Source organism: Flavobacterium sp. TN-1 (assembly GCF_052828645.1).
In genome coordinates this window covers 2,593,904-2,614,711 of the sequence record NZ_CM128253.1, presented here as the reverse complement: position 1 = coordinate 2,614,711, position 20,808 = coordinate 2,593,904, and the positions used below count along the sequence as shown (strand labels likewise).

Below are 20,808 nucleotides of genomic sequence, written 5' to 3'. Positions count from 1 at the left end.
TAATTAAACCTTTTTTTGTAAACTATCAAAATATTATATTCTTTGAAAAGATCTAAATAATAATAATAAAATACTTTTTTATATTCTTATTAATTTTCAGGAGATCTAAAATTCTCTTCTATGTTAAATATAAATTTATAGGTTTATATTCCATTTTAATTCTGGGTTATAAGATAAAAACCCATTCCTAACCTCCAAAGGACCATCAATATTATTAAGATATAAAGAACCAGTACCTAAACCTTGAGGTATAGGATTTTGCTTCATAAAGGTATATTGAGCAATGGCATTTAAACCAATATTGGATTCTAGTGCAGAAGTAATCCACCAACGAATATTATTTTTTTCGGCTAATTCAATCCATTCATCAGTACCTCTAAATCCACCTATAAAACTAGGCTTTAGTATAATATATTGAGGTTTTATTTCTAACAAAAGTTTTTCTTTGTCTTTTAATGAAAAAACACCTATTAACTCTTCATCTAAGGCAATGGGTAATTTTGACTTGCTACAAATATCTTTCATCTTATTCTTTTGACCTTTAGCTATAGGTTGTTCTATGCTATGAATAGATAAATTGGCTAATTTTTCTAACTTATCAAATACTGTTATATAATCAAAAGCACCATTTGCGTCCACTCGTAACTCTATTTCTTCTTTTGAAAAATTTGAGCGAATAAATTGTAATAATTTATATTCTTGTTCAAAATCAATAGCTCCAATTTTCATTTTTATACAACGAAAACCTTGTTTGATTTTTTCTTTTATCTGTTCCTGCATAAAGGTTTCACTTCCCATCCATATCAAACCATTAATAGGAATAACATCTTCTCCTTTCGTAAATTTAGAAGGGAATAATTCAAAAGGAGTAGAAGACTCTAATGATTTAAAAGCCATTTCAACTCCAAATTGTATTGAAGGAAACTCTATTAATTCATTCCAAAGTTGATCTTTTCCTAAATGAATATTTTGACAAACCCAATTTAATTTTTCCTCATAATCAGGACGATCATCAGCTGATAATCCTCGTAATATACCACATTCTCCTATTCCTTTTTTATTGTCTTTTTCTAAAATTAAAAACCATGTTTCTTTTTGGTTTAAAATTCCTCTTGAAGTTCCAGCAGGACGTTTAAAATCTAATAGATGTTTTATATAAATTGCTTTCATATAAAAAGTTAAATATAAATTTAATTATATAATTTCCAAATTCTATCTATATTCTCTTGTGGTAAAGAAGTTTTTTTAAATTTTTCCAAGTCATTTATTGTTTTATTTGTCCATGTTTGCTTGGTTGAAATATTTTGTGATTTATATTTTTTATGAATTTCTTTGGATTTAGATATATCATCTAAAAACATATAAATATGAGCTAAATTTAATTTTATTTTTAATTCACTTTTATCTTTATCTTCTGCTAAAAGTAATGTCTGTAATGATTTTTCAAATTGATTTGTATTCATATACATTTCAGCTAAAAAATTATAATCTAAAGCATTCGCATATTCAGTTGTAATTAATTTATTTTGAATCCAGTTGATCGCTTCTTCTTCTCTTTTATTCTTAAATAAATTTTCAGCTTGTTGGCAAATTAAGTTATTATAAAAAGACATATTATTAGCTTGTTTAAAACATATAGGATCGTTTTGTTCTACAAAAAGAATTTGTTCTTCTTTGCTTAAATTTAAAAAATCTTGAAAACGATATTTTTCCATTATTTTATTTAACAAACAAAAGGCAATGCTATTAGATACATCCGATTTTAAATTTTTAGATAAAGAAATATGTTTAATATTTTCTATAACATTTTCTTTATTTTTTTTTGTCCATCCTCTACTGGCTATATTATCAACCCAAGGAATTACTTCTAATATTATTTTTTCACTCATTAACCAATTTTGGTTTTTAAAAGTAAACCAAAGATTTTTAGTGTTTTCATTTAAACAAGTGGATTTTAAAGATATAAGTCTTGCATCTTTACTAATAGGATTTTTTTGATACAAACATGCCTTTTGAACTGATTCTGTTTTAACAAAATCATTGCTAGAAGACTCATCTAAAAACACAGCATAAGTACATTTATCAACACCTGAAATAGATGATACTAAAGAAATGGCACTACCTGTACCTTTTCCTATAAAATAAGGATCTGGAATAGCTTTTAAAACAGATGAAAGGTCATTCACCATTTTCTGATTTTCGTCAAGTAACGTAATACGATACGCTATTTCAGTTGTTCCAACTGGTAAATCTTGGATTTTTACGACTCCTTTTTCACCAGCAGAAAGGTTTACTTCTTTGGTTGTTCCTCTTTGATTATCCCAATAACCAGAGGGTGTTTGGGTGTATCCGACAAAAAGGTTTAAAATAAAAAGTATATTATAAAAACAGAATTTCATTTAAAATATTATAACAAATTAAAAAAAGAAGCTATATAGAAGTCAAAATCATTTATAATTTTATATTTTTTACTATAAATTACATATTTAACTTTTATATAGCTTTAAAACAGAGTTTAATTTTCTATTAAGATATTACCCAAATATTTTTTTCCATAGACTCTTTTTTTCAATTTTAGATTCTACTTCGGGTATTTTTGCAATTGGAAGATCTAATACTATTTCTCTTACTTTTTCCTGTTTAGAAGATTTTATAGGTGAGCCAAATTGTAAACTTTGAGTATCACAATTTTCTATAACAATATCACTCACATCATTTGATGAAACTAAAAAGTCTTTATTAATAATACCGGACGCTTCCAATAATCCTAAATTATTTGATTTAGCATATTCTAAACTATTTAAAAAAATAGTAATATGTTCACCAAAAAAAGAATTCAAATCATCTTGTACGCTTCCTTTTTTGGCGTAATCTTGTAATAGTTCTGCTACCTTATTAAAAGGTATGTATACTCCTCCACTTTTTTCTCCTGAAATTTTATTATTAACATTCAGAAGTATTTCTTTATCTTGTTTTACTATTTCCTGCCATTTTTTTGTATATCGCTCGAAATAGGTTTTTTTATCTATTAGTTTAGAAAAAGAAAAATCTTTTAAATAGAAATATTTTCTAAAAAGACCTTGAACAAGAGCTATGTTATAAGCATGTGCTTCATCAAAATTATTTTTTGATTGTGCATTTTTAGCTGCCATTTTCATTATTTCAACATAAGATTTTAAACTCTCTTCACCAAGATTAAATCGTCTACCGTTTTTTACAATTTCATAATATACATGATCCAATATACTTTGAAATTTCAAATTACAATACCATTCATTTATTTCTTTTTCTGCAATTGGATGATAACTACAATTCATTATTGATTAAAAATTAATGTTAATGATAATATTAAAGATATTAAAAAAGTACTTATTGCTAATTTTTTTAATTGAGGATCTAAAGCTCTGTTATCAGGACAGTTATAAACTGTAATAAGATGACTTATTAAAGGAAAATAGGCTGTCAAGAAAAAATATTGATCCCACTTAAAATTAGATAATAAACCAAATAAGATAATTAAAATCATGGCCGTAATAATTAAAAAGTAATGGTATTTTTTTGCATTATTACCCCCCATTTTTACAACTAATGTATTTTTTCCTGATCTTCTATCTAATACTTCATCACGCATATTATTCAAATTCAATACTCCTGCGCTAAGCATACCAATAGCTGAAGCAGGTAACATTAGTAAAATATCAAAATCTTTTGTAAATAAAAAATTGGAGCCTAGTGTACTTACCCAACCAAAAAAGATAAAAACAAAAAGATCTCCTAATCCTTTATAACCATATGCAAAATTTCCAACAGTATATTTTATAGCAGCTATGATAGAAACTATTCCTAATCCTAGAAAAAACAAAGAATAATTTAAATACCTATTCTTAAAAGAAAAGTAAATTAATAAACACGCAAACAAAAAACTAATAATAGCTGTTAAATATACAGCTATTTTCATTTTTTTTGGAGTTATTTCTCCAGTTGCAACCAATCTCTTCTCTCCTATTCTATTAGCATCTGTTCCTTTTACACCATCTCCATAATCATTCGCAAAATTAGAAAGTACTTGAAATGCTACAGTTGTTAAAATAGCTAATATAAAAATTTTCCAATCAAATAATTCAATAGAAGTTAATTTACTTGTTTTATACGCATACATACTACCAACCAAAATGCCAGAAAGTGATAAAGGTAAGGTTCGTAGACGCGCAGCTTGTATCCAATGTTTCATATTTTTTGAATAAATATATATAGTCAACAATTATTATTTCATAATAATTTCTTAAATTATGTTTAACCACAAAATTAATAATTTCTTTAAAAAACAAAATGAGAGTTATAAATTCAACAAAGTGATAAAACTCTTTTTTCTTTTTTAAAGAATTAATAGTAAAAAATTAAAAATTTAGTAAGCTTTTAATAATTTTATTTAAAAAGCTCAGAATCTACTTACATGAAGAATAGTGGCAATGCCAAATATAGTAAAATTTTATTAACTTTTTTAAACTAGACCCGTCATTAATAAAATTTAAAAGTTAATTTGAAAATACTTCTAGCCTTATATTTCTCTAAAATTTATTTACAAACAGGGAAATTACTACCTTATTATCAATATATTTTTTTAATAAAAATAAGTTAGAAGTATTTTATAACTAAACCATTTTATGGAATATATTTCTTTTCAAAATTAGGTTTACGTTTTTCTAAAAATGCGTTTCTACCTTCAATAGCTTCATCACTCATATATGCTAATCGTGTAGCTTCACCTGCAAAAACTTGTTGTCCTACCATTCCATCATCAGTTAAATTCATGGCAAACTTTAGCATTTTAATGGAAATAGGTGATTTTTCTAATATTTCTTGAGCCCATTGATAAGCGGTATCTTCTAGTTCAGCATGTGGGATAACGGCATTTACCATTCCCATTTCATACGCCTCTTGAGCAGAATAATTTCTACCTAAAAAGAAAATCTCACGAGCTTTCTTTTGTCCTACCATCTTAGCTAAATAAGCTGATCCATATCCTCCATCAAAACTAGTTACATCAGCATCTGTTTGTTTAAAAATGGCATGTTCTTTACTGGCTAACGTTAAATCGCAAACTACATGTAAAGAATGTCCTCCTCCAACAGCCCATCCTGGAACTACCGCAATTACGGCTTTTGGCATAAAACGGATCAAACGTTGTACTTCTAAAATATTTAAGCGATGATATCCATCTTCTCCAACATAACCTTGATGTCCTCTCGCACGCTGATCTCCTCCACTACAAAAAGACCAAATTCCATCTTTAGAAGAAGGTCCTTCTGCAGATAATAGTACAACCCCAATATTTGTATCTTCATGTGCATCTTTAAAAGCAACTAATAATTCTGAAGTTGTTTTAGGTCGAAACGCATTACGAACATCTGGACGGTTAAAAGCAATTCGAGCAACACCATTACATTTCTTATAGGTAATATCCTCAAATTCTAAGGCTGTTTCCCATTGTATTTTACTCATATAAATAGTAGTTATTTTATTATAAAAAATTAATAATCAGTAAATTAAAATAAAACATATTGTTTATTTTTTAGCATATATATGCAAAAATACTTCATTTTTATGGCATTCTACTCATATAAAGAATAGAAAATACTTCTTTCACTATAAAAATAAAATCTAAGAATGATAAAATCCTACTAAAACTTCATCAAACATTTTTTTCTTATTCGTACCATTTCTTACCTTTATAATACTAAACAAAGCTAAACAAGATAATTACAAAGTATTCAATCCTCTTTATATAAATAGTATAAATTCTATAGACAAGTAAAATCTCTAAAAATATTATTAACAAAAGCTAATTCTAAATTTCGTTTTCTAAAATTATAATTACCTTTGACCCTATCAAATAATTCGTTTTATGATTTACAAATACAGAGTTATCCTTGATGCTGAAGAGGATGTATTTAGAGATATAGCTATTGAAGAAAATAATAGTTTAGAAGATTTACATAATGCCATTGTAAATGCTTTTGGTTTTGATGGTATGGAAATGGCCGCTTTTTACACCTGTGATGATCAATGGAATCAAGATCAAGAAATTCCTTTATTTGACACAAGTGATAATCCTGGAGAAGGATTAACAATGGCCGATCATATTTTATCATCTACTTTTGATAAAAATAATACAAAAATCATTTATGTCTATGATTTTTTAAATATGTGGACTTTCTTTGTAGAATTAGCATCCATAGAAGAACCAGAACAAGGTATGTCTTATCCTGATTTATTATTTTCTCATGGAGTATTACCTCTTATGGCACCAGATAAAGAATTTGATGCAGAAAAAGATGATTTCTATGAAGATTTTCAAGATGATTACGATGATGAAGATTTTGATATGTTTGACGGTGATGATTCTTTTAGTGATTTTGGTTTTGAAGAAAACTGGAATTAATATATCAAAAAAAACATAAAATAAAAACCTTAAGAATAATTAGATTCCTAAAATCTTTATTCTTTTATTAGAAAATATGATTAATCTTTTTAATACCCAAATAGAAAACCTATCAATACATCGCGTAGGAAATAAAAGTAGAAATGAAGCTATATTTTTATCAGATCAGCCTTATGGCTTAAATGATGAAATCATGCCTTTGTTAAAAGAATTTTTCTTTAAACCTTTTAGAGAAAAAGAAGAAAATTATTATCAATTTGCACATGATGTAGATTTAGAATACAATGAAATGTATAATCTAGCAAGTGAAATTTTTTCAAATCCAGCTAACATTCATGACTTTTCAAAAAAGATAACCAAACATCTTTTTGAACAATCTAACCATCCTCATATAAAAAACGGAGAAGTTTACATTACTTATCTAACAAATGTATCAATAGATAATAAACCGGTAGATGCAATAGGTGTATTCAAAAGCGAAATAAAATCAGATTTTCTTCAATTTGAAGAAAAAGGAAGTAATTTAGAAATGATTTTGCAACAAGGCATTAATTTACAAAAACTAGACAAAGGATGTTTAATTTTTAATTATAAAAAAGAAGAAGGTTACAAAATACTAACAGTAGATAGTAATCGTTATGATGCTCGTTATTGGTTAGAATACTTTCTGAGTGTAGATGCTTTTCAAGATGAAAATTTTATGACTAAAAAATATCTAAAATTTTGTCAAGATTTTGCAAAAGAAGTAGTTTTACCTGCTGAAGATAAAAAAGAAGAAGTTCTTTTTATGAATCGAGCTGTAAATCATTTTGCAAAAAATGATAATTTTGAAGAATCAACTTTTTTAAATGATGTATTAGATAATCCCGATTTAATTTCAGAATTCAAAAATTATAAAGTTGATAAAGGCGAAAAATACAGTGTAGAAGATTTAACTAACTTTCCAATTGCAAATCAGGCTGTAACTGATGTTCGCAGAAAAATGAAAAATGTAATAGAATTGGATACAAATATTCAAATAAAATTGGATTTTGTAAACCCAGAAAGTGCGGAGAAATTTGTTGAAAAAGGTTGGGACGAAGAAAAACAAATGTATTATTATCTAGTATATTTTAATAAAGAACAAAAATCGTAATTATGCAACATATTATAGATCGCTTTATAAGCTATGTAACAATAGATACAGAAGCTGACCCTAATTCTAATACCACTCCAAGTTCTGCTAAACAGTGGGATCTTGCCAATAAACTAGTAGAAGAATTAAAAAACATAGGAATGCAAGATGTAAGTATAGATGACAAAGCTTACATTCAAGCAACTCTACCTTCTAATATAGAGGAAAAAGTCCCCACTATCGGTTTTATTTCGCACTTTGATACTACTCCTGATTTTACGGGAGCTAATATAAAACCACAAATAGTACCAAACTATGATGGTGGTGATATTGTACTAAATCAAGAAAAAAATATTATTCTTTCGCCTAGTTATTTTGAAGATTTATTATTATATAAAGGACAAACTCTGATTACTACAGATGGCACAACTTTATTAGGTGCTGATGATAAAGCTGGTATAACAGAAATTATCACAGCAATGGAATATTTAATTCAAAATCCACAAATTAAACATGGTACAATAAAAGTTGGTTTTACTCCCGATGAAGAAATTGGACGTGGTGCAGATTTTTTTGATGTAGAAAAATTTGGATGCGACTGGGCTTATACTATGGATGGTAGTCAAATAGGTGAATTAGAATATGAAAATTTTAATGCTGCTGGTGTTAAAATTATATTTAAAGGAAAAAGCGTACACCCTGGTTATGCAAAAGGCAAAATGATTAATTCAATGCTTTTAGCTAATAAATATATAAGCAAATTACCTAAAAAAGAAGTCCCAGAAAAAACAAAAGATTACCAAGGATTTTTTCACGTTGTTGATATAAAAGGAAGTATAGAAGAAACAACAGTTCAATTAATTATTCGCGATCATAATCGTAAGAAATTTGAAAAGCGTAAAAAGTTTGCACAAAAAATTGCCGACAAGATCAATTCTAAATATAAAAAGCAATTTGGTGAAAATATTGTAGAAATAGAAATAAAAGATCAATACTACAATATGCGCGAAAAAGTTGAACCTATGATGCACATAGTAAAAATAGCTGAAAAAGCAATGAAAAATTTAGGTATTACTCCTATTATTAAACCAATAAGAGGAGGTACAGATGGATCTAGATTATCTTATATGGGGCTACCTTGTCCTAATATTTTTGCAGGCGGACATAATTTTCATGGAAAATATGAGTATGTCCCAGTAGAAAGTATGCAAAAAGCCATTGATGTTATCGTTGAAATTACTCAATTAATAGCAAAACAAAAATAAATAGTTGAGTTTTCAAAAACATTATATAAAAAGGGGATGATTATTTTAATCATCCCCTTTCAAATTTCAACTAAGTTTATAACTATTTTTTATTTAGTTAATACCTTTTTTATTTCATTTTCTAATTCTTTATCAAAAAGATTAGTATCTATAATGTATCCTTTTTCATCAACTAATACTGTTGAAGGAATGCTTTCTATTTGATACATTTTTGCAATGGGATCTTCCCATTGCATCAAGTTAGAAACATGATTCCAAGTTAATTGATCTTTTTGAATGGCTTCTTTCCATTTCGTTAAATCTTTATCTAAAGATACACTTATAATATTTAACCCTTTTGAATGCCATTTTTTATAAAGAGCTACTACATTAGGATTTTCTTTTCGACAAGGTCCACACCAAGAAGCCCAAAAATCAATTAAGGTTACTTTTCCTAAAACTTGTTTTAAACTTAATATTTTTCCATCAGGTGTTTTAGCACTAAAATCGGGAGCTTTCTTAATTAGTTCATTTTTTTTTTTGCTCCTGCCATTGCTTTTTCAAAATCCTCTAATTGTTTTTTAATTTTCTTTCCTGCTGTTGTCTCTTTAACATCTTTTTCTAGAGCATCAAAAGATTTTTTTATTTTAACTACATCAGCATTTGGCGTATTAAAAAGAGTTGGAATTAATAATAAAGAAATAAACGATTTTGGATTTTCGTCAATGTATTTAGCTCCTGAAGTAATAAATTCTTCTTGAAATTTAGAAAATTCTGTATTAATTTTATTCATTGTTACAGAATCATTAACTTTCTGAGCCTCTTGCATTTTTGCCATGTTCTCTTTTTGAAATGACATCATACGTTTAGATATGCCCATCATTTGAGTGTTGTACTTAACCAATTCATCATTATTATAAGTACCTTCAACTTTAGTTAAAGGAATACTGTCTTTGTTAATTTTTGCCGTTATATTTCCTTTTTCTAAAATAAATACAAAACCTCCTTGTTGATTTTCAACAGAAACCATGTGTACTTGTGGTTCTTTTGCTTCACCTTCAAAAACGAATTTGCCTTTTTCTACTTTTGCAGTATCTATAGAAACAGGCATTCCTGTATTTTCGTCTTGCTTTTGTAAAAAGACTTTTGTTCCGTCTTTTAATCCGTTGATTTCCCCTTCAAATTTAAATCCATTACCAATTATGCCATTACATGCAATAGATAAGGTTACTAAACTGATTCCTAAAATTTTTTTCATCTGTATGTATTTGTTAATAATATAAAGAACTATAAAAATAGTTTTACTAATTTTGAACCACAAAAATAGCCTTTTTGTAGTTATATAAGTCATTTTTAAGTTTTATTTAAAATTTTGGAGAAAATAATTTCTAAATATTATCCTAAAGTTAATTCACTCAAAAAAACTTTCTGTGTTTTTGAAGAGGTTTCATATAGTTGTATTTCTAATCTAACACCTGATTTTGTAAGTAAATCGGGAAGCAACTATTTTTATTCACAAAAAGGGATTTATAGATTATCAAATCATTGGGGACGATTTGCAAATTCAAAATGGAGGTTAATAAATCACGATTTAGAAACTTCTAAATTCAAAGTAGGCTATGCTACTTGGGATAGTTTTTTTCCTGATAATGAAATAGAAAAATTATATTATCTTGATTGGGATCGTATTCGTAATGAAATTCATTATCTACACAAACAAACTAAGAATTATAATAATTCTGCAATTTTAAGAACCAGCACAGAAACTAAAAAAAGACTAAAAAATGCACGAAATATTTTAAATCTTACGAATTGGGCAAAACATTTTGATGAAGATATTCATATTCTAAGAGAAAAAATAATAAACGACTTAATTTATACAGAATTATCTTTAGATCAAATTAAAAAACAATATTTATGAGCCGTAAAAACGAGGAGAATATTAAAAAATTCAATAATAAGCTTAGAAGAGCTAAAATTAAAAATGAGGCAAAAAAAATAGAACGGAAAAATAAACTAAAGAAAATAAGTAATTCTTTTTCTGAGAAAGAAAATTAGATATAGTACATTTTATCTAAAATTTATTTTTTTAAGCTTTTTTCTTACATAATTATATTTTTTTTTATTAAATTTGAGAATAAAAATTAGTTAATTCTTACTTATAATTCTTAAATCATATTGTCTTTTATAAAAATGACATAATAAAATATCAAAAAAATTATGGAAGATTTGACCCAAAAAAAGACAATAAGACTAATTAGTATTACTTATTTTGCTATTGCCTTATTATTTTTAATAAACGAAATATTTAATATAAATCCTTCATTATCCTATCTTGGATTATTACGTCTAATCTTATTACAAATACTTTACATATATAGTTCATCAAAAAGAAATTATCTTTTTATAGGAGTTCTTATTTTTGTGATTATTAGCAATTTCTTTTTCCAATACAAGACAAAATCATTTTTATTTTATGGAATGATTGCTTATTTAATTAACAGACTACTTAGTCTAATACTAGTTTATCAAAATATAACCCCAAAAAAAATAATGCCTATTTTAATTTGTACAATTCCTTTTTTATTTTTTTACTTATATGTTATATTTTTAATTTATGATTTTTATTCATCTAATTTTTTAATACTTTTATTCAACGGAATATTAATGTCTTTGTTGGGAGGAATTTCATTATCTAATTATTATCTAGAAAAAAATGAAATCAACAATAAAAATTCTTTCTTATTAATAAGCATTATTTTATTTGTAATGCAAAATTTCATATTTATTCTTCAAAAATACTTTACCTTAGAAAAAATTTTTGAACCTATCAATATTATATTGAATACATCATCTCTTTATATTTTTTATAGGTTTATTATTTTAAGTGAAAAATATCAGAATAATAAATAATTTTTTAATCCTTCAATATTTATTTTATAATATCATTCTTTTTTATCTTCTAAAGGAACTAAATTAGATTCTTCCTCTACAGTTGTTGTTGAAACAGCACTAGTCGTTGGGTAACTAGATTTTGGAAAAGCATTATACCTCTCTTCTATTTTAGGCCAACTAACCATACTAAAAAAGGTATTAGCATATTCTTTTTTTCTATTTTGAAACTTTAAATAATATGCGTGTTCCCACATATCTAAACACAATAAGGGTATGTCTTTAATCCCTAATCCTTTCATTTGAGGAGCATCATTATTAGCTGTGGTCAAAATTTTTAATTTACCATATTTATCCGAAAGCAACCAAGTCCAACCTGAACCGTTAATTTTTATAGAAGCTTCCGAAAAATTTTGAATGAACTGATCAAAAGAACCAAAATCTCTATTAATAGCTTCTAATAACTCTCCTGTGGGCTGTCCTCCTGCTTTTGGGGCTATTGATTCAAAATAAAAATTATGATTATATACTGCTCCCGCGTAATTACGAATTTCAGTATCAGAATAATTTAAATTTTTAAATATATCCAAAAAATCTAACACTTCATATTTAGTCCCTATTATTGTCTTATTAAGAGCGTTTACATACGGTAATAAATGTTTTGAATAATGTAATTCTAAAGTATTAGAATCTAAATAAGGTTCTAAAGATTGATATTCAAAAGGTAATTTGTATAATTGAAAAGCCCCTTCATTAGCTTTTAAATCTGAAGGTTTAGTATCTTTTTTTTCGATAGCCACTATAGGAGTAGCAGGAACATCTACGACTTCTACTAAAGTATCTTTTTTACAGCTTAAAAAAGACAATCCAACACAATTTATGATAAAAAAAATTTTTTTATTCATTTGTAACTATTTCATTTACTAAATCAATATAACTTTTTTTAGCTTCCTCAACAGATAAATGGCTTACTTGCATCCAAGCGTTTAATTTGAAAGCATCACGTACATCTAGATTACTATAATTCATATTAGACATTGAGCCATTACTAGCTTGTTTATAATAAGCATATAACCGTAACATAACATCTTGAGGAAGTGAGTCCTGTTGCATTTTAGAAACCTTCATAAAAGCTTCTTTAAATTTAATATCTAATTCTTGAGGAGACATTTTAAGCTTGTGCAATAATAGTGTAATTTCCAATTGCTTTTTCTTCTAGTTGCACATTAACTTTAGTTCCTAAAGGTAGATATAAATCTACTCGAGAACCAAATTTTATAAAGCCTGCATCCGTTCCTTGAATTGCAACATCGCCTTCTTTCGCATAATTTACAATTCTTTTTGCTAAAGCTCCTGCAATTTGACGATACATAATTTCTCCAAACGCTTTATTTTCAACTACAACTGAGGTACGTTCATTTTCTGTACTAGCTTTTGGATGCCAAGCTACTAAATACTTACCTGGATGGTACTTACTGTATTTAACAACTCCTGAAACAGCATAACGAGTAACATGAACGTTTATTGGAGACATGAAAATAGAAACCATTAATCGTTTATCTTTAAAATATTCTTCTTCGTATACTTCTTCTATTACGACTACCTTACCATCAACAGGTGCTAATATTGTATGTTCATTAGGTTGTATTTTTCTATTAGGGTTTCTAAAAAATTGCAAAATTATTATATATAAAAATAATACTAATATTTGTATACTTAAGCGTAACCATGTAATATCAATCAAAAATTTATCAGCTAAAAACAAGCTAATAATCATCATTAATGAAGCTACTGAAATAATTTTAATTCCTTCTTTATGAAACATATCCTACAATTTTTAATAGTAAATAAATAAATGGGGTTGTAAAAATAATACTATCTAGTCTATCTAATATTCCTCCATGACCAGGCATAATATTACCACTATCTTTAACTCCTGCTAAGCGTTTAAATTTAGACTCGACTAAATCTCCTATTGTACCAAAACAACTTATTAGTAAAGCAATCAGAATCCAATATGTAACTGGCAGCAAATTTACATAATATTGACTTATTACAAAACTAGCTAGAACAGTAAAAAGAGTACCTCCTAAAAAACCTTCAATTGTTTTTTTGGGAGATATTTTTTCGAATAATTTATTTTTTCCAATTTTCTTTCCCACTATATAAGCAAATGTATCATTTGTCCATATTAAAATAAAAATTCCTATAATAATATGAGGATAATGATTTTCTTTTATTTTACCTAATTTGGTAATCAATATAAATGGTATAATAATATATCCTATTAAGATTATCCAATTTAAATAGTTAATATCTTTAATTTTAGAATCGAATAGCCATTTACAAAGAAATGCTAATACAATTAAACTTATAATGACTAACATCCAATTATTAAAGTGGTAGTTGTTAAAATAGGTATAATTTAAATAAGAGATAATGGCTAGCAGAAAAGCTAATCCTTTATTTATTCTAACTAAATTTGTGAATTCATTTACTGCTTGGAATAAAAAAAGTCCAAAAAGAATTAAAAAGGATTCTTCTGAGTATAGAGTAGCAGACACTAACAAAGCAACATATATAATGCCTGATAATGCACGGACTAATGTTTCGTTCATGCTATAAATCTTCTAATAAAAGTAAATATAAATTTTTTGGAGAGCTTCCATAATGAAGAAAATCTTCTTCTTTCACTTTTTCAAAATACTTAATGGTTGTGATATTAGTTGGATAATTAGTTGTATAACGTCTTTTAATTTCGCGTAAACCGTCACTTTTACCAGGAACCATCTGACTAGTAGCTGCTATAACTACAATATTATCTGGTAATTCATTTATTTTATTATGTTTTATTTGAGCAGAAGAAAACATAATAGAGCCATCCTCAGCAATAAGACCTTCGCAAGTTGCTAACAAAAATTTTGGACTTATAACATTTGAATAGCTTATATTGTTAGAATCAAGCATTCCAAACAATTTTGATTCTAAACAAATGGCTTCTGATTCGAACCAGTCATTTTCTTCTAAAATATTTTCAAACTGTTCATTTAATTCTGCTAAATTTTCGCAGTATAAGAATTTACCTCCATTTTTTTTAAAATTCAAAGTAAACAACTCATCTACTGGTAAATTAACATTTACTTCATGAAAAGGGTTGTATTCACTTTCATTAGCTTCTTGAGAAGCATCATTACTTGACCCAAAAATTTTCCTAAAAATACTCATATATTACTTACAAATAGAAGTAGTTTGGTTTAATTGCCAAAGTTAAAAAAAACTCAATCTAATTTTAACATAAGATTGAGTTTTTTATTTATTTTATTAACTAAGTTTTAAACAATTTCTTCTTGTAAAGATTTGTCATAGGGACGTTTTCCAAAAATTTCTTCTAAATCGTCTTTAAAAATTACTTCTTTTTCTATCAAAATATCTGCCAAGCGTTCTAGTTTTTCTTTATTTTCTTGTAGAATATGAATTGCTCTTTGATATTGTTTTTCTATAATGGCTGATATTTCTTTATCTATTGTCAGAGCTGTTTCTTCTGAGTAAGGTTTAGAAAAATTATAATCGGATTGTCCTGATGAATCATAATATGTTACATTACCTAATCTTTCATTTAGTCCATATATAGTAACCATAGCACGAGCTTGTTTTGTTACTTTTTCCAAATCACTTAAAGCTCCTGTAGAAATCATATCAAATACTACTTTCTCTGCGGCACGTCCTCCCATTGTGGCACACATCTCGTCTAGCATCTGGTGTGGTCTAACAATTTGTCTTTCTTCTGGCAAGTACCAAGCTGCTCCTAAACTTTGTCCTCTAGGTACAATAGTTACTTTTACAAGTGGTGCTGCATGTTCTAACATCCAACTCACGGTAGCGTGTCCTGCTTCGTGTATGGCTATTGCTCTTTTTTCTTCTGCTGTTATTATTTTGTTTTTCTTTTCTAATCCTCCAATAATTCTATCTACAGCATCTAAAAAGTCTTGTTTATCTACTGCTGATTTATTATTTCTGGCTGCAATTAGAGCTGCTTCATTACATACATTGGCTATATCTGCTCCAGAAAACCCAGGAGTTTGTTTTGACAAAAAGTCAGTATCTAAATCTTCTACTTTTTTCAAGGGTTTTAGATGAACTTCAAAAATTTCTTTACGTTCTCTAATATCTGGTAAATCAACATAAATTTGCCTATCAAAACGTCCTGCACGCATTAAAGCTTTATCTAACACATCTGCACGGTTGGTTGCGGCTAATACAATTACACTTGTATCAGTTCCAAAACCATCCATTTCTGTCAAAAGTTGATTTAATGTATTTTCACGCTCGTCATTAGACCCTGAAAAATTACTTTTTCCTCTGGCTCTACCTACGGCATCTATTTCGTCTATAAAAATAATGGCTGGTGATTTTTCTTTGGCTTGTTTGAATAAATCACGTACTCTTGAAGCTCCAACTCCTACAAACATTTCTACAAAATCAGATCCTGAAAGAGAAAAAAATGGTACTTTAGCCTCTCCTGCAACCGCTTTTGCTAATAATGTTTTACCAGTACCTGGAGGGCCAACTAATAAAGCTCCTTTAGGTATTTTACCTCCTAAGTCGGTGTATTTTTTAGGATTCTTTAAAAATTCTACAATTTCTTGAATTTCTTCTTTTGCTCCTTCTAATCCGGCTACATCTTTAAAAGTAACTTTTACATCTGTTTTCTCATCAAAAAGTTTCGCTTTTGAACGACCAATATTAAAGATCTGACCGCCTCCTCCAGAACCGCCTCCAGACATGCGACGCATCATAAAAACCCAAAAACCAATTAAAATAAAAATAGGAAGTAACTGAATCATGAAGTCTGTCCAACCTCCTGATGTTTTGTATTCGTATTGAGAAATTTTATTAGTCAGCTTAGCTTCTTTTAAATCTTTTGAAAAACTTCCGTCTTCACCGCTAATTTCAAAAGAATAATGGGGACCTAAATTTTTACTTCCTAATAAATCTTCTTTAGGTAATTTTAAATGAGCTTTTTTTGATAAAGCATTTTCTTTTAAGTAAACCGTAACAAAACGATCATTATCTACTTCTACTTTGTCTATATCTCCTGCTTCTAAGAACTCATAAAATTTAGAAACATTTGTTTTAGTAGGTTCAACCCAACGAGATTGACCAGATAAATACATCCCAATAAATACAGCCCCTATTAAGCCATATATCCACCAAGGATTAAATTTAAAATTATTTTGTTTATTTTCTTTTGACATAGATACTCTAACAATTAATATTTATTTTCGATTGATGTAATTTTAGCATCTCCCCAAAGACTTTCTATGTTGTAATATTCTCTGATGTGTTTTTGGAAAACATGAACTACTATATGTACATAGTCCATCAATACCCATTCACCATTATCAGTTCCTTCAACATGCCAAGGTTTTTCTTTGAGTTCTTTTGAAACAGCTTTTTGAACAGAATTTACTATTGCATTAACTTGTGTATTTGAGTTACCATTACAAATAACAAAATAATCACAAACTGTATTTTCTAATTCTCTAAGATCTAAAATATCTATATCATTTCCTTTTACGTCTTCAATACCCTTAATGATATTTGCTAATAAAATATCGTTTCCTACTTCTTTGTTCGCCATTTATTTTAAATAATTATTTTTCGCAAAGTTATTGTTTTTTGTCTTTATTTTGAAAGATAAAAATAGATCTTAATTTTTATTATTTCAAATTGCAATATATGAAGTTAATCAAACTCAATGCCATAGATTCTACAAATGATTTTTTAAAGAAACTTTCACAAAATCAAAGCCTTGAAAATTTTACAGTAGTTACAGCTCAAAGTCAATGGAAAGGCAAGGGACAAATGGGTAGTAGCTGGTGTACAGAAAAAGATAAAAACCTAATAACCAGTATATTGGTAAATAAAATAATAGATCATACCGTTACCATATTTGATCTTAATATAGCTGTTGCTATAAGTATTAAGGAAACTCTTGAAAAATATCAAATTCCTGACTTATCTATAAAATGGCCAAACGACATTATGTCAGGAAATAAAAAAATTTCAGGTATATTAATAGAAAATTATTTCAAAGAAAATCAACAGGTAGAATCTATTATAGGAATTGGATTAAATGTAAATCAAGAAAATTTCAGTAATTTACCTAAAGCTTCTTCATTAAAATGTATAACAGGCAAAGAGTATGATATTGAGGAAATATTATTTATGCTATTAAATCAGCTAAATAAAAATTTAGAGAAATTAAAAACGGATAAAGAACAATTATGGAATTATTATCATAATTATTTATTTAAAATTAACAAACCTGCTGTATTTGAAAATAAAAAAAGTAAAAAATTTATGGGCATTATTAGAGGAGTAACCCAAAACGGTTTAATTGAAATCATGATGGAAGATGACATAATCCAAACTTTTGATATTAAGGAAATTACAATGCTCTATTAGTTTTTCAGGAATAGTATAAAAAACAAAAATGCTCATCAAAAAAATTGAATACAGCATTTTGTGTTATTATATATAATTATAAAGTTTAAAAACTTTTTTCATCTAAGGCTAAATCAGACTGTGTTTTGCCATGATTAGCTGGCTGACCAAAACTGTCTAAATTTACCATTGTAATTGAATCTACTGTAATAATAGTGGCTTTTGTCATGACATTTTTAACCTCACATTTCATTGTAATAGAAGTACTTCCAAATTTAATAACATCTAATCCTATTTCTATAATATCACCCTGTCGAGCAGAACTCATAAAGTTTATTTCAGACATAAACTTTGTTACAATTTTATTATTTTTTAGAATAACTATTGAATAAAGTGCTGCTTCATCGTCTATCCAAGATAATAATTTTCCTCCAAAAAGAGTACCATTTGCATTTAGATCTTCTGGTCTAACCCATTTGTGTGTCTTGTATCTCATCCCTAATTTTATTAGAAACAAATTTACATATTTCTCGACAATTAAAGATTAGATTATTATGACTATTTATTTTAATACAGTTATAGATAATAGAAATTATTTACAGATGAAAATGACTTTGAATCTAAAAAGAGTTCTTTTTTAGAAAATTTAAATCTATGAGATTTTTTTGTGTATTTTGTCTTTCTTCTCTTATTTTCATTACAAATTTTAATGCACAATGTGAAGTGAAAAAGCTAAGTTTTTAGTAATCTTTGTACGAATATTTTTAAAAGTAAACTCTAAAATGTTAAAGGATTTTTTATTAAATTTAATAAAAAATAAAAGATGGAAACTCGTGATAAAAACCTTTTAATTTTAAGAGGAGAAGCTTTAGGAAATATAAATATTAATTCTTCTGATGAAGAATTATTTCAAAATATGACAATTCGTCCTATATTAAAACTACAGAATGATTTATTTATTCAGGTTTTTATTAATTACGCTATTAAACAAAAGAATGTTTTTTTTAGTCTTTCTGTAGAAAAAAAATTGAATTATATTGAAAATGTTATACAAAAGGATATTAAATTTAGAAATTCCCTAAAAGGAATGGTAATTGGTTTATTTACTGTTGATGAATATATGGAATATATAAAAAACTCTTCAAACTTAAATAAAAGAATGATGAGTTTGTTAATTGAACGATTAAAAAATCATGTTCAATTATTAGTTTTTTAATAGATCTATTTTTTACTGTAACTCGTCATATTTGGCTATTGTTTTTTGAACTATATCTAAATCAAATACCACAGGAAATAATTCTTGTAAAATACTCTTCATTTTAAGATTATGATGTAAAGCATTTGTTAAGTGATATAATCCTTTAGTAGGATTGTTTAAAGTATAATATAAGCCTGCTAAACGGTATTCTATTTCGTAATGATCTAAAAATAAAATATTTGCTTTTATTAAGGTTTCTACAGAAGCTTGAAGATCACCAATAAATAGTTGTGTGTCAGCCCAAAATAGAATGGTTTCTAATTGGGTATCTCCTAATTCTACTGTTTTTCTATATCCTTCTTCTGCTTCTTCAAATAGTTCTAATTCTTTATTTATAGAGGCGTATCGTTTCCAGTATAAAGGATTTTCTGTATCTATACCAAGGGCTTTGTTTACATAATAGAGTGCTTTTTGAAAGTTTTCTTGGCGTATATAGAAATCTGTTATGGCAATCCATCCTTTATCTAATAAAGGATCTTCATGTACTGTTTTGTTGTAATAATTTAGGGCTTCTGAATCATTTCCCATTTTTTCAAAACATTTACCTATCCGTAATAAGGCATAGGAGGTTGGATCTTCTAATCGAATGGTTTCTTGATAGTTCCAGATGGCTTCTTCATAGCGTTCTAAACGTTCAAGTGCTTTGGCTTTTTCCATATAGGCTCCCATAAATTGATCGTCAATAACGGTTGCATAATCAAATGCTATGTAGGCTTCTTGGTAGTGTTTTATAGTTGAGTTTAATCTACCTAGTTGGTGCCATGCAATTTCGCTATAAGGATTTGTGTCTATATAGTTTTGTAAAAAGGTAATGGCTTCTTGATATTGTTCTAGAAATTCAAAACAATAGATGACGTTGTAGAGTCCGGATTGTTCTTCGGGTTCTTCTTCTAAACAAGCTATAAAGTGTGTTTTGGCTAGTTCTAGTTCATCCATGAATAAATATTCCATGCCTAAAAGGTTATGAACATCAGCATAGTCATCTGTGTATTGTAAGGCTATTTTTAGAAACTCAACGGCTTGTTTATGATCGTCTCGTTTAGAACAAATGTTTGCTTTTTGTATAAAAATTTCTTCATTTGTGGGTTCTATAGCGTATAAATCATTAAGTAGCTTTTCGGCTTGTTCTAGTTTGTCTTCAAATAACAACATTTCTACTTGGACTAACTTTAATCCAAAGGATTTAGGATGTTGTTCTAGTCCTAGTTTTAGGGCTTTTTTGGCTAGAATAGGTTTGCCAATATCCATATAATGGAGGATGATATCCTCAAATTCTTCTGAATCAAAAAATAAAATTTTATTGGTTTTTAACATTGATTCAAATTTTGATAAGGATAAACTGTAATCTTCTTCATCGTGACTCAAATCCATACTCCTAAGTTTTTATTATCCTTACTAAAATAGTAAAGTT

The 20,808-nt window shown here is 27.3% G+C and carries 23 protein-coding genes; 7 read left to right on the top strand and 16 right to left on the bottom strand.

Annotated elements, in window-relative coordinates; genetic code table 11:
- Positions 1–135 precede the first annotated feature (135 nt).
- The 5 genes from ACUXZJ_RS11700 to ACUXZJ_RS11680 all read right to left on the bottom strand — a co-directional run bounded on the left by ACUXZJ_RS11700 (position 136) and on the right by ACUXZJ_RS11680 (position 5,502).
- Positions 136–1,170: an o-succinylbenzoate synthase gene (locus ACUXZJ_RS11700; protein WP_060382187.1), complete on the bottom strand. Its 1,035-nt coding sequence runs from the start codon at positions 1,168–1,170 to the stop codon at positions 136–138.
- Between the two features lie 20 nt (positions 1,171–1,190).
- Entirely contained in the window at positions 1,191–2,399 is a 1,209-nt protein-coding gene (locus ACUXZJ_RS11695) for a tetratricopeptide repeat protein (protein ID WP_060382186.1), read from the bottom strand.
- A gap of 135 nt (positions 2,400–2,534) precedes the next feature.
- Positions 2,535–3,317 carry a hypothetical protein gene (locus ACUXZJ_RS11690; protein WP_060382185.1) on the bottom strand — a complete coding sequence of 261 codons (783 nt, stop codon included), beginning with the start codon at positions 3,315–3,317 and terminating at the stop codon, positions 2,535–2,537.
- The gene (gene menA / locus ACUXZJ_RS11685) at positions 3,317–4,231 is read right to left on the bottom strand and encodes a 1,4-dihydroxy-2-naphthoate octaprenyltransferase (protein ID WP_060382184.1); all 915 of its coding nucleotides are present in this window, start codon (positions 4,229–4,231) and stop codon (positions 3,317–3,319) included. Before menA ends, ACUXZJ_RS11690 begins: the two co-directional genes overlap by 1 nt.
- Positions 4,232–4,662: 431 nt before the next feature.
- Positions 4,663–5,502 (bottom strand): 1,4-dihydroxy-2-naphthoyl-CoA synthase, encoded by an 840-nt coding sequence (locus ACUXZJ_RS11680; protein WP_060382183.1) that lies wholly within the window; start codon positions 5,500–5,502, stop codon positions 4,663–4,665.
- Between the two features lie 403 nt (positions 5,503–5,905).
- Here ACUXZJ_RS11680 and ACUXZJ_RS11675 point away from each other — a divergent pair, with 403 nt between their 5' ends.
- The 3 genes from ACUXZJ_RS11675 to pepT all read left to right on the top strand — a co-directional run bounded on the left by ACUXZJ_RS11675 (position 5,906) and on the right by pepT (position 8,821).
- Complete coding sequence (locus ACUXZJ_RS11675; protein ID WP_060382182.1) at positions 5,906–6,442, top strand: IS1096 element passenger TnpR family protein; 537 nt, start codon at positions 5,906–5,908, stop codon at positions 6,440–6,442.
- A 76-nt stretch (positions 6,443–6,518) separates the two neighbouring features.
- A complete protein-coding gene (locus ACUXZJ_RS11670; RefSeq protein WP_063743913.1) occupies positions 6,519–7,577 on the top strand; it encodes a nucleoid-associated protein in 1,059 nt (352 codons plus the stop codon).
- A gap of 2 nt (positions 7,578–7,579) precedes the next feature.
- Positions 7,580–8,821 carry a peptidase T gene (gene pepT / locus ACUXZJ_RS11665; RefSeq protein ID WP_060382180.1) on the top strand — a complete coding sequence of 414 codons (1,242 nt, stop codon included), beginning with the start codon at positions 7,580–7,582 and terminating at the stop codon, positions 8,819–8,821.
- A gap of 89 nt (positions 8,822–8,910) precedes the next feature.
- On the opposite strand, the gene ACUXZJ_RS11660 is transcribed toward pepT, so the two are convergent.
- A complete protein-coding gene (locus tag ACUXZJ_RS11660; RefSeq protein ID WP_081248770.1) occupies positions 8,911–9,324 on the bottom strand; it encodes a TlpA family protein disulfide reductase in 414 nt (137 codons plus the stop codon).
- Positions 9,324–10,058, bottom strand: a complete 735-nt coding sequence (locus ACUXZJ_RS11655; RefSeq protein WP_060382179.1) for a DUF4369 domain-containing protein — start codon at positions 10,056–10,058, stop codon at positions 9,324–9,326. The genes ACUXZJ_RS11660 and ACUXZJ_RS11655 overlap by 1 nt, the downstream gene beginning before the upstream one ends.
- Positions 10,059–10,172: 114 nt before the next feature.
- On the opposite strand from ACUXZJ_RS11655, the gene ACUXZJ_RS11650 reads away from it, so the two are divergent.
- Positions 10,173–10,721, top strand: coding sequence for a hypothetical protein (locus tag ACUXZJ_RS11650; protein WP_063743914.1), 549 nt, complete (start codon positions 10,173–10,175; stop codon positions 10,719–10,721).
- Between the two features lie 299 nt (positions 10,722–11,020).
- On the top strand, positions 11,021–11,713 hold the full coding sequence (locus ACUXZJ_RS11645) for a hypothetical protein (RefSeq protein ID WP_063743915.1): 693 nt from the start codon (positions 11,021–11,023) through the stop codon (positions 11,711–11,713).
- Positions 11,714–11,745: 32 nt separating this feature from the next.
- Here the strand turns inward: ACUXZJ_RS11645 and ACUXZJ_RS11640 are convergent, their stop codons facing one another.
- The 7 genes from ACUXZJ_RS11640 to rsfS form a co-directional block, all read right to left on the bottom strand.
- Entirely contained in the window at positions 11,746–12,597 is an 852-nt protein-coding gene (locus tag ACUXZJ_RS11640; protein ID WP_060382177.1) for a superoxide dismutase, read from the bottom strand.
- A complete protein-coding gene (locus ACUXZJ_RS11635; protein WP_060382176.1) occupies positions 12,590–12,862 on the bottom strand; it encodes an acyl-CoA-binding protein in 273 nt (90 codons plus the stop codon). The genes ACUXZJ_RS11640 and ACUXZJ_RS11635 overlap by 8 nt, the downstream gene beginning before the upstream one ends.
- Position 12,863: 1 nt before the next feature.
- Entirely contained in the window at positions 12,864–13,517 is a 654-nt protein-coding gene (locus ACUXZJ_RS11630) for a phosphatidylserine decarboxylase family protein (RefSeq protein WP_060382175.1), read from the bottom strand.
- The gene (locus tag ACUXZJ_RS11625) at positions 13,507–14,310 is read right to left on the bottom strand and encodes a phosphatidate cytidylyltransferase (RefSeq protein WP_060382174.1); all 804 of its coding nucleotides are present in this window, start codon (positions 14,308–14,310) and stop codon (positions 13,507–13,509) included. The genes ACUXZJ_RS11630 and ACUXZJ_RS11625 overlap by 11 nt, the downstream gene beginning before the upstream one ends.
- Before the next feature lies 1 nt (position 14,311).
- Positions 14,312–14,917 (bottom strand): LUD domain-containing protein, encoded by a 606-nt coding sequence (locus ACUXZJ_RS11620; protein WP_060382173.1) that lies wholly within the window; start codon positions 14,915–14,917, stop codon positions 14,312–14,314.
- Between the two features lie 107 nt (positions 14,918–15,024).
- Complete coding sequence (gene ftsH / locus ACUXZJ_RS11615) at positions 15,025–16,947, bottom strand: ATP-dependent zinc metalloprotease FtsH (protein ID WP_060382172.1); 1,923 nt, start codon at positions 16,945–16,947, stop codon at positions 15,025–15,027.
- 14 nt (positions 16,948–16,961) lie between these two features.
- Complete coding sequence (gene rsfS / locus ACUXZJ_RS11610) at positions 16,962–17,333, bottom strand: ribosome silencing factor (protein ID WP_060382171.1); 372 nt, start codon at positions 17,331–17,333, stop codon at positions 16,962–16,964.
- Between the two features lie 98 nt (positions 17,334–17,431).
- Between rsfS and ACUXZJ_RS11605 the strand changes: the two genes are divergently transcribed.
- The gene (locus tag ACUXZJ_RS11605; protein ID WP_060382170.1) at positions 17,432–18,160 is read left to right on the top strand and encodes a biotin--[acetyl-CoA-carboxylase] ligase; all 729 of its coding nucleotides are present in this window, start codon (positions 17,432–17,434) and stop codon (positions 18,158–18,160) included.
- Positions 18,161–18,245: 85 nt separating this feature from the next.
- Here ACUXZJ_RS11605 and ACUXZJ_RS11600 read toward each other — a convergent pair whose 3' ends face one another.
- On the bottom strand, positions 18,246–18,635 hold the full coding sequence (locus tag ACUXZJ_RS11600) for an acyl-CoA thioesterase (protein WP_060382169.1): 390 nt from the start codon (positions 18,633–18,635) through the stop codon (positions 18,246–18,248).
- A 327-nt stretch (positions 18,636–18,962) separates the two neighbouring features.
- Here ACUXZJ_RS11600 and ACUXZJ_RS11595 point away from each other — a divergent pair, with 327 nt between their 5' ends.
- Positions 18,963–19,355, top strand: coding sequence for a hypothetical protein (locus ACUXZJ_RS11595; protein WP_060382168.1), 393 nt, complete (start codon positions 18,963–18,965; stop codon positions 19,353–19,355).
- A 12-nt stretch (positions 19,356–19,367) separates the two neighbouring features.
- Here ACUXZJ_RS11595 and ACUXZJ_RS11590 read toward each other — a convergent pair whose 3' ends face one another.
- A complete protein-coding gene (locus ACUXZJ_RS11590; RefSeq protein ID WP_063743827.1) occupies positions 19,368–20,768 on the bottom strand; it encodes a tetratricopeptide repeat protein in 1,401 nt (466 codons plus the stop codon).
- Positions 20,769–20,808 lie beyond the last annotated feature (40 nt).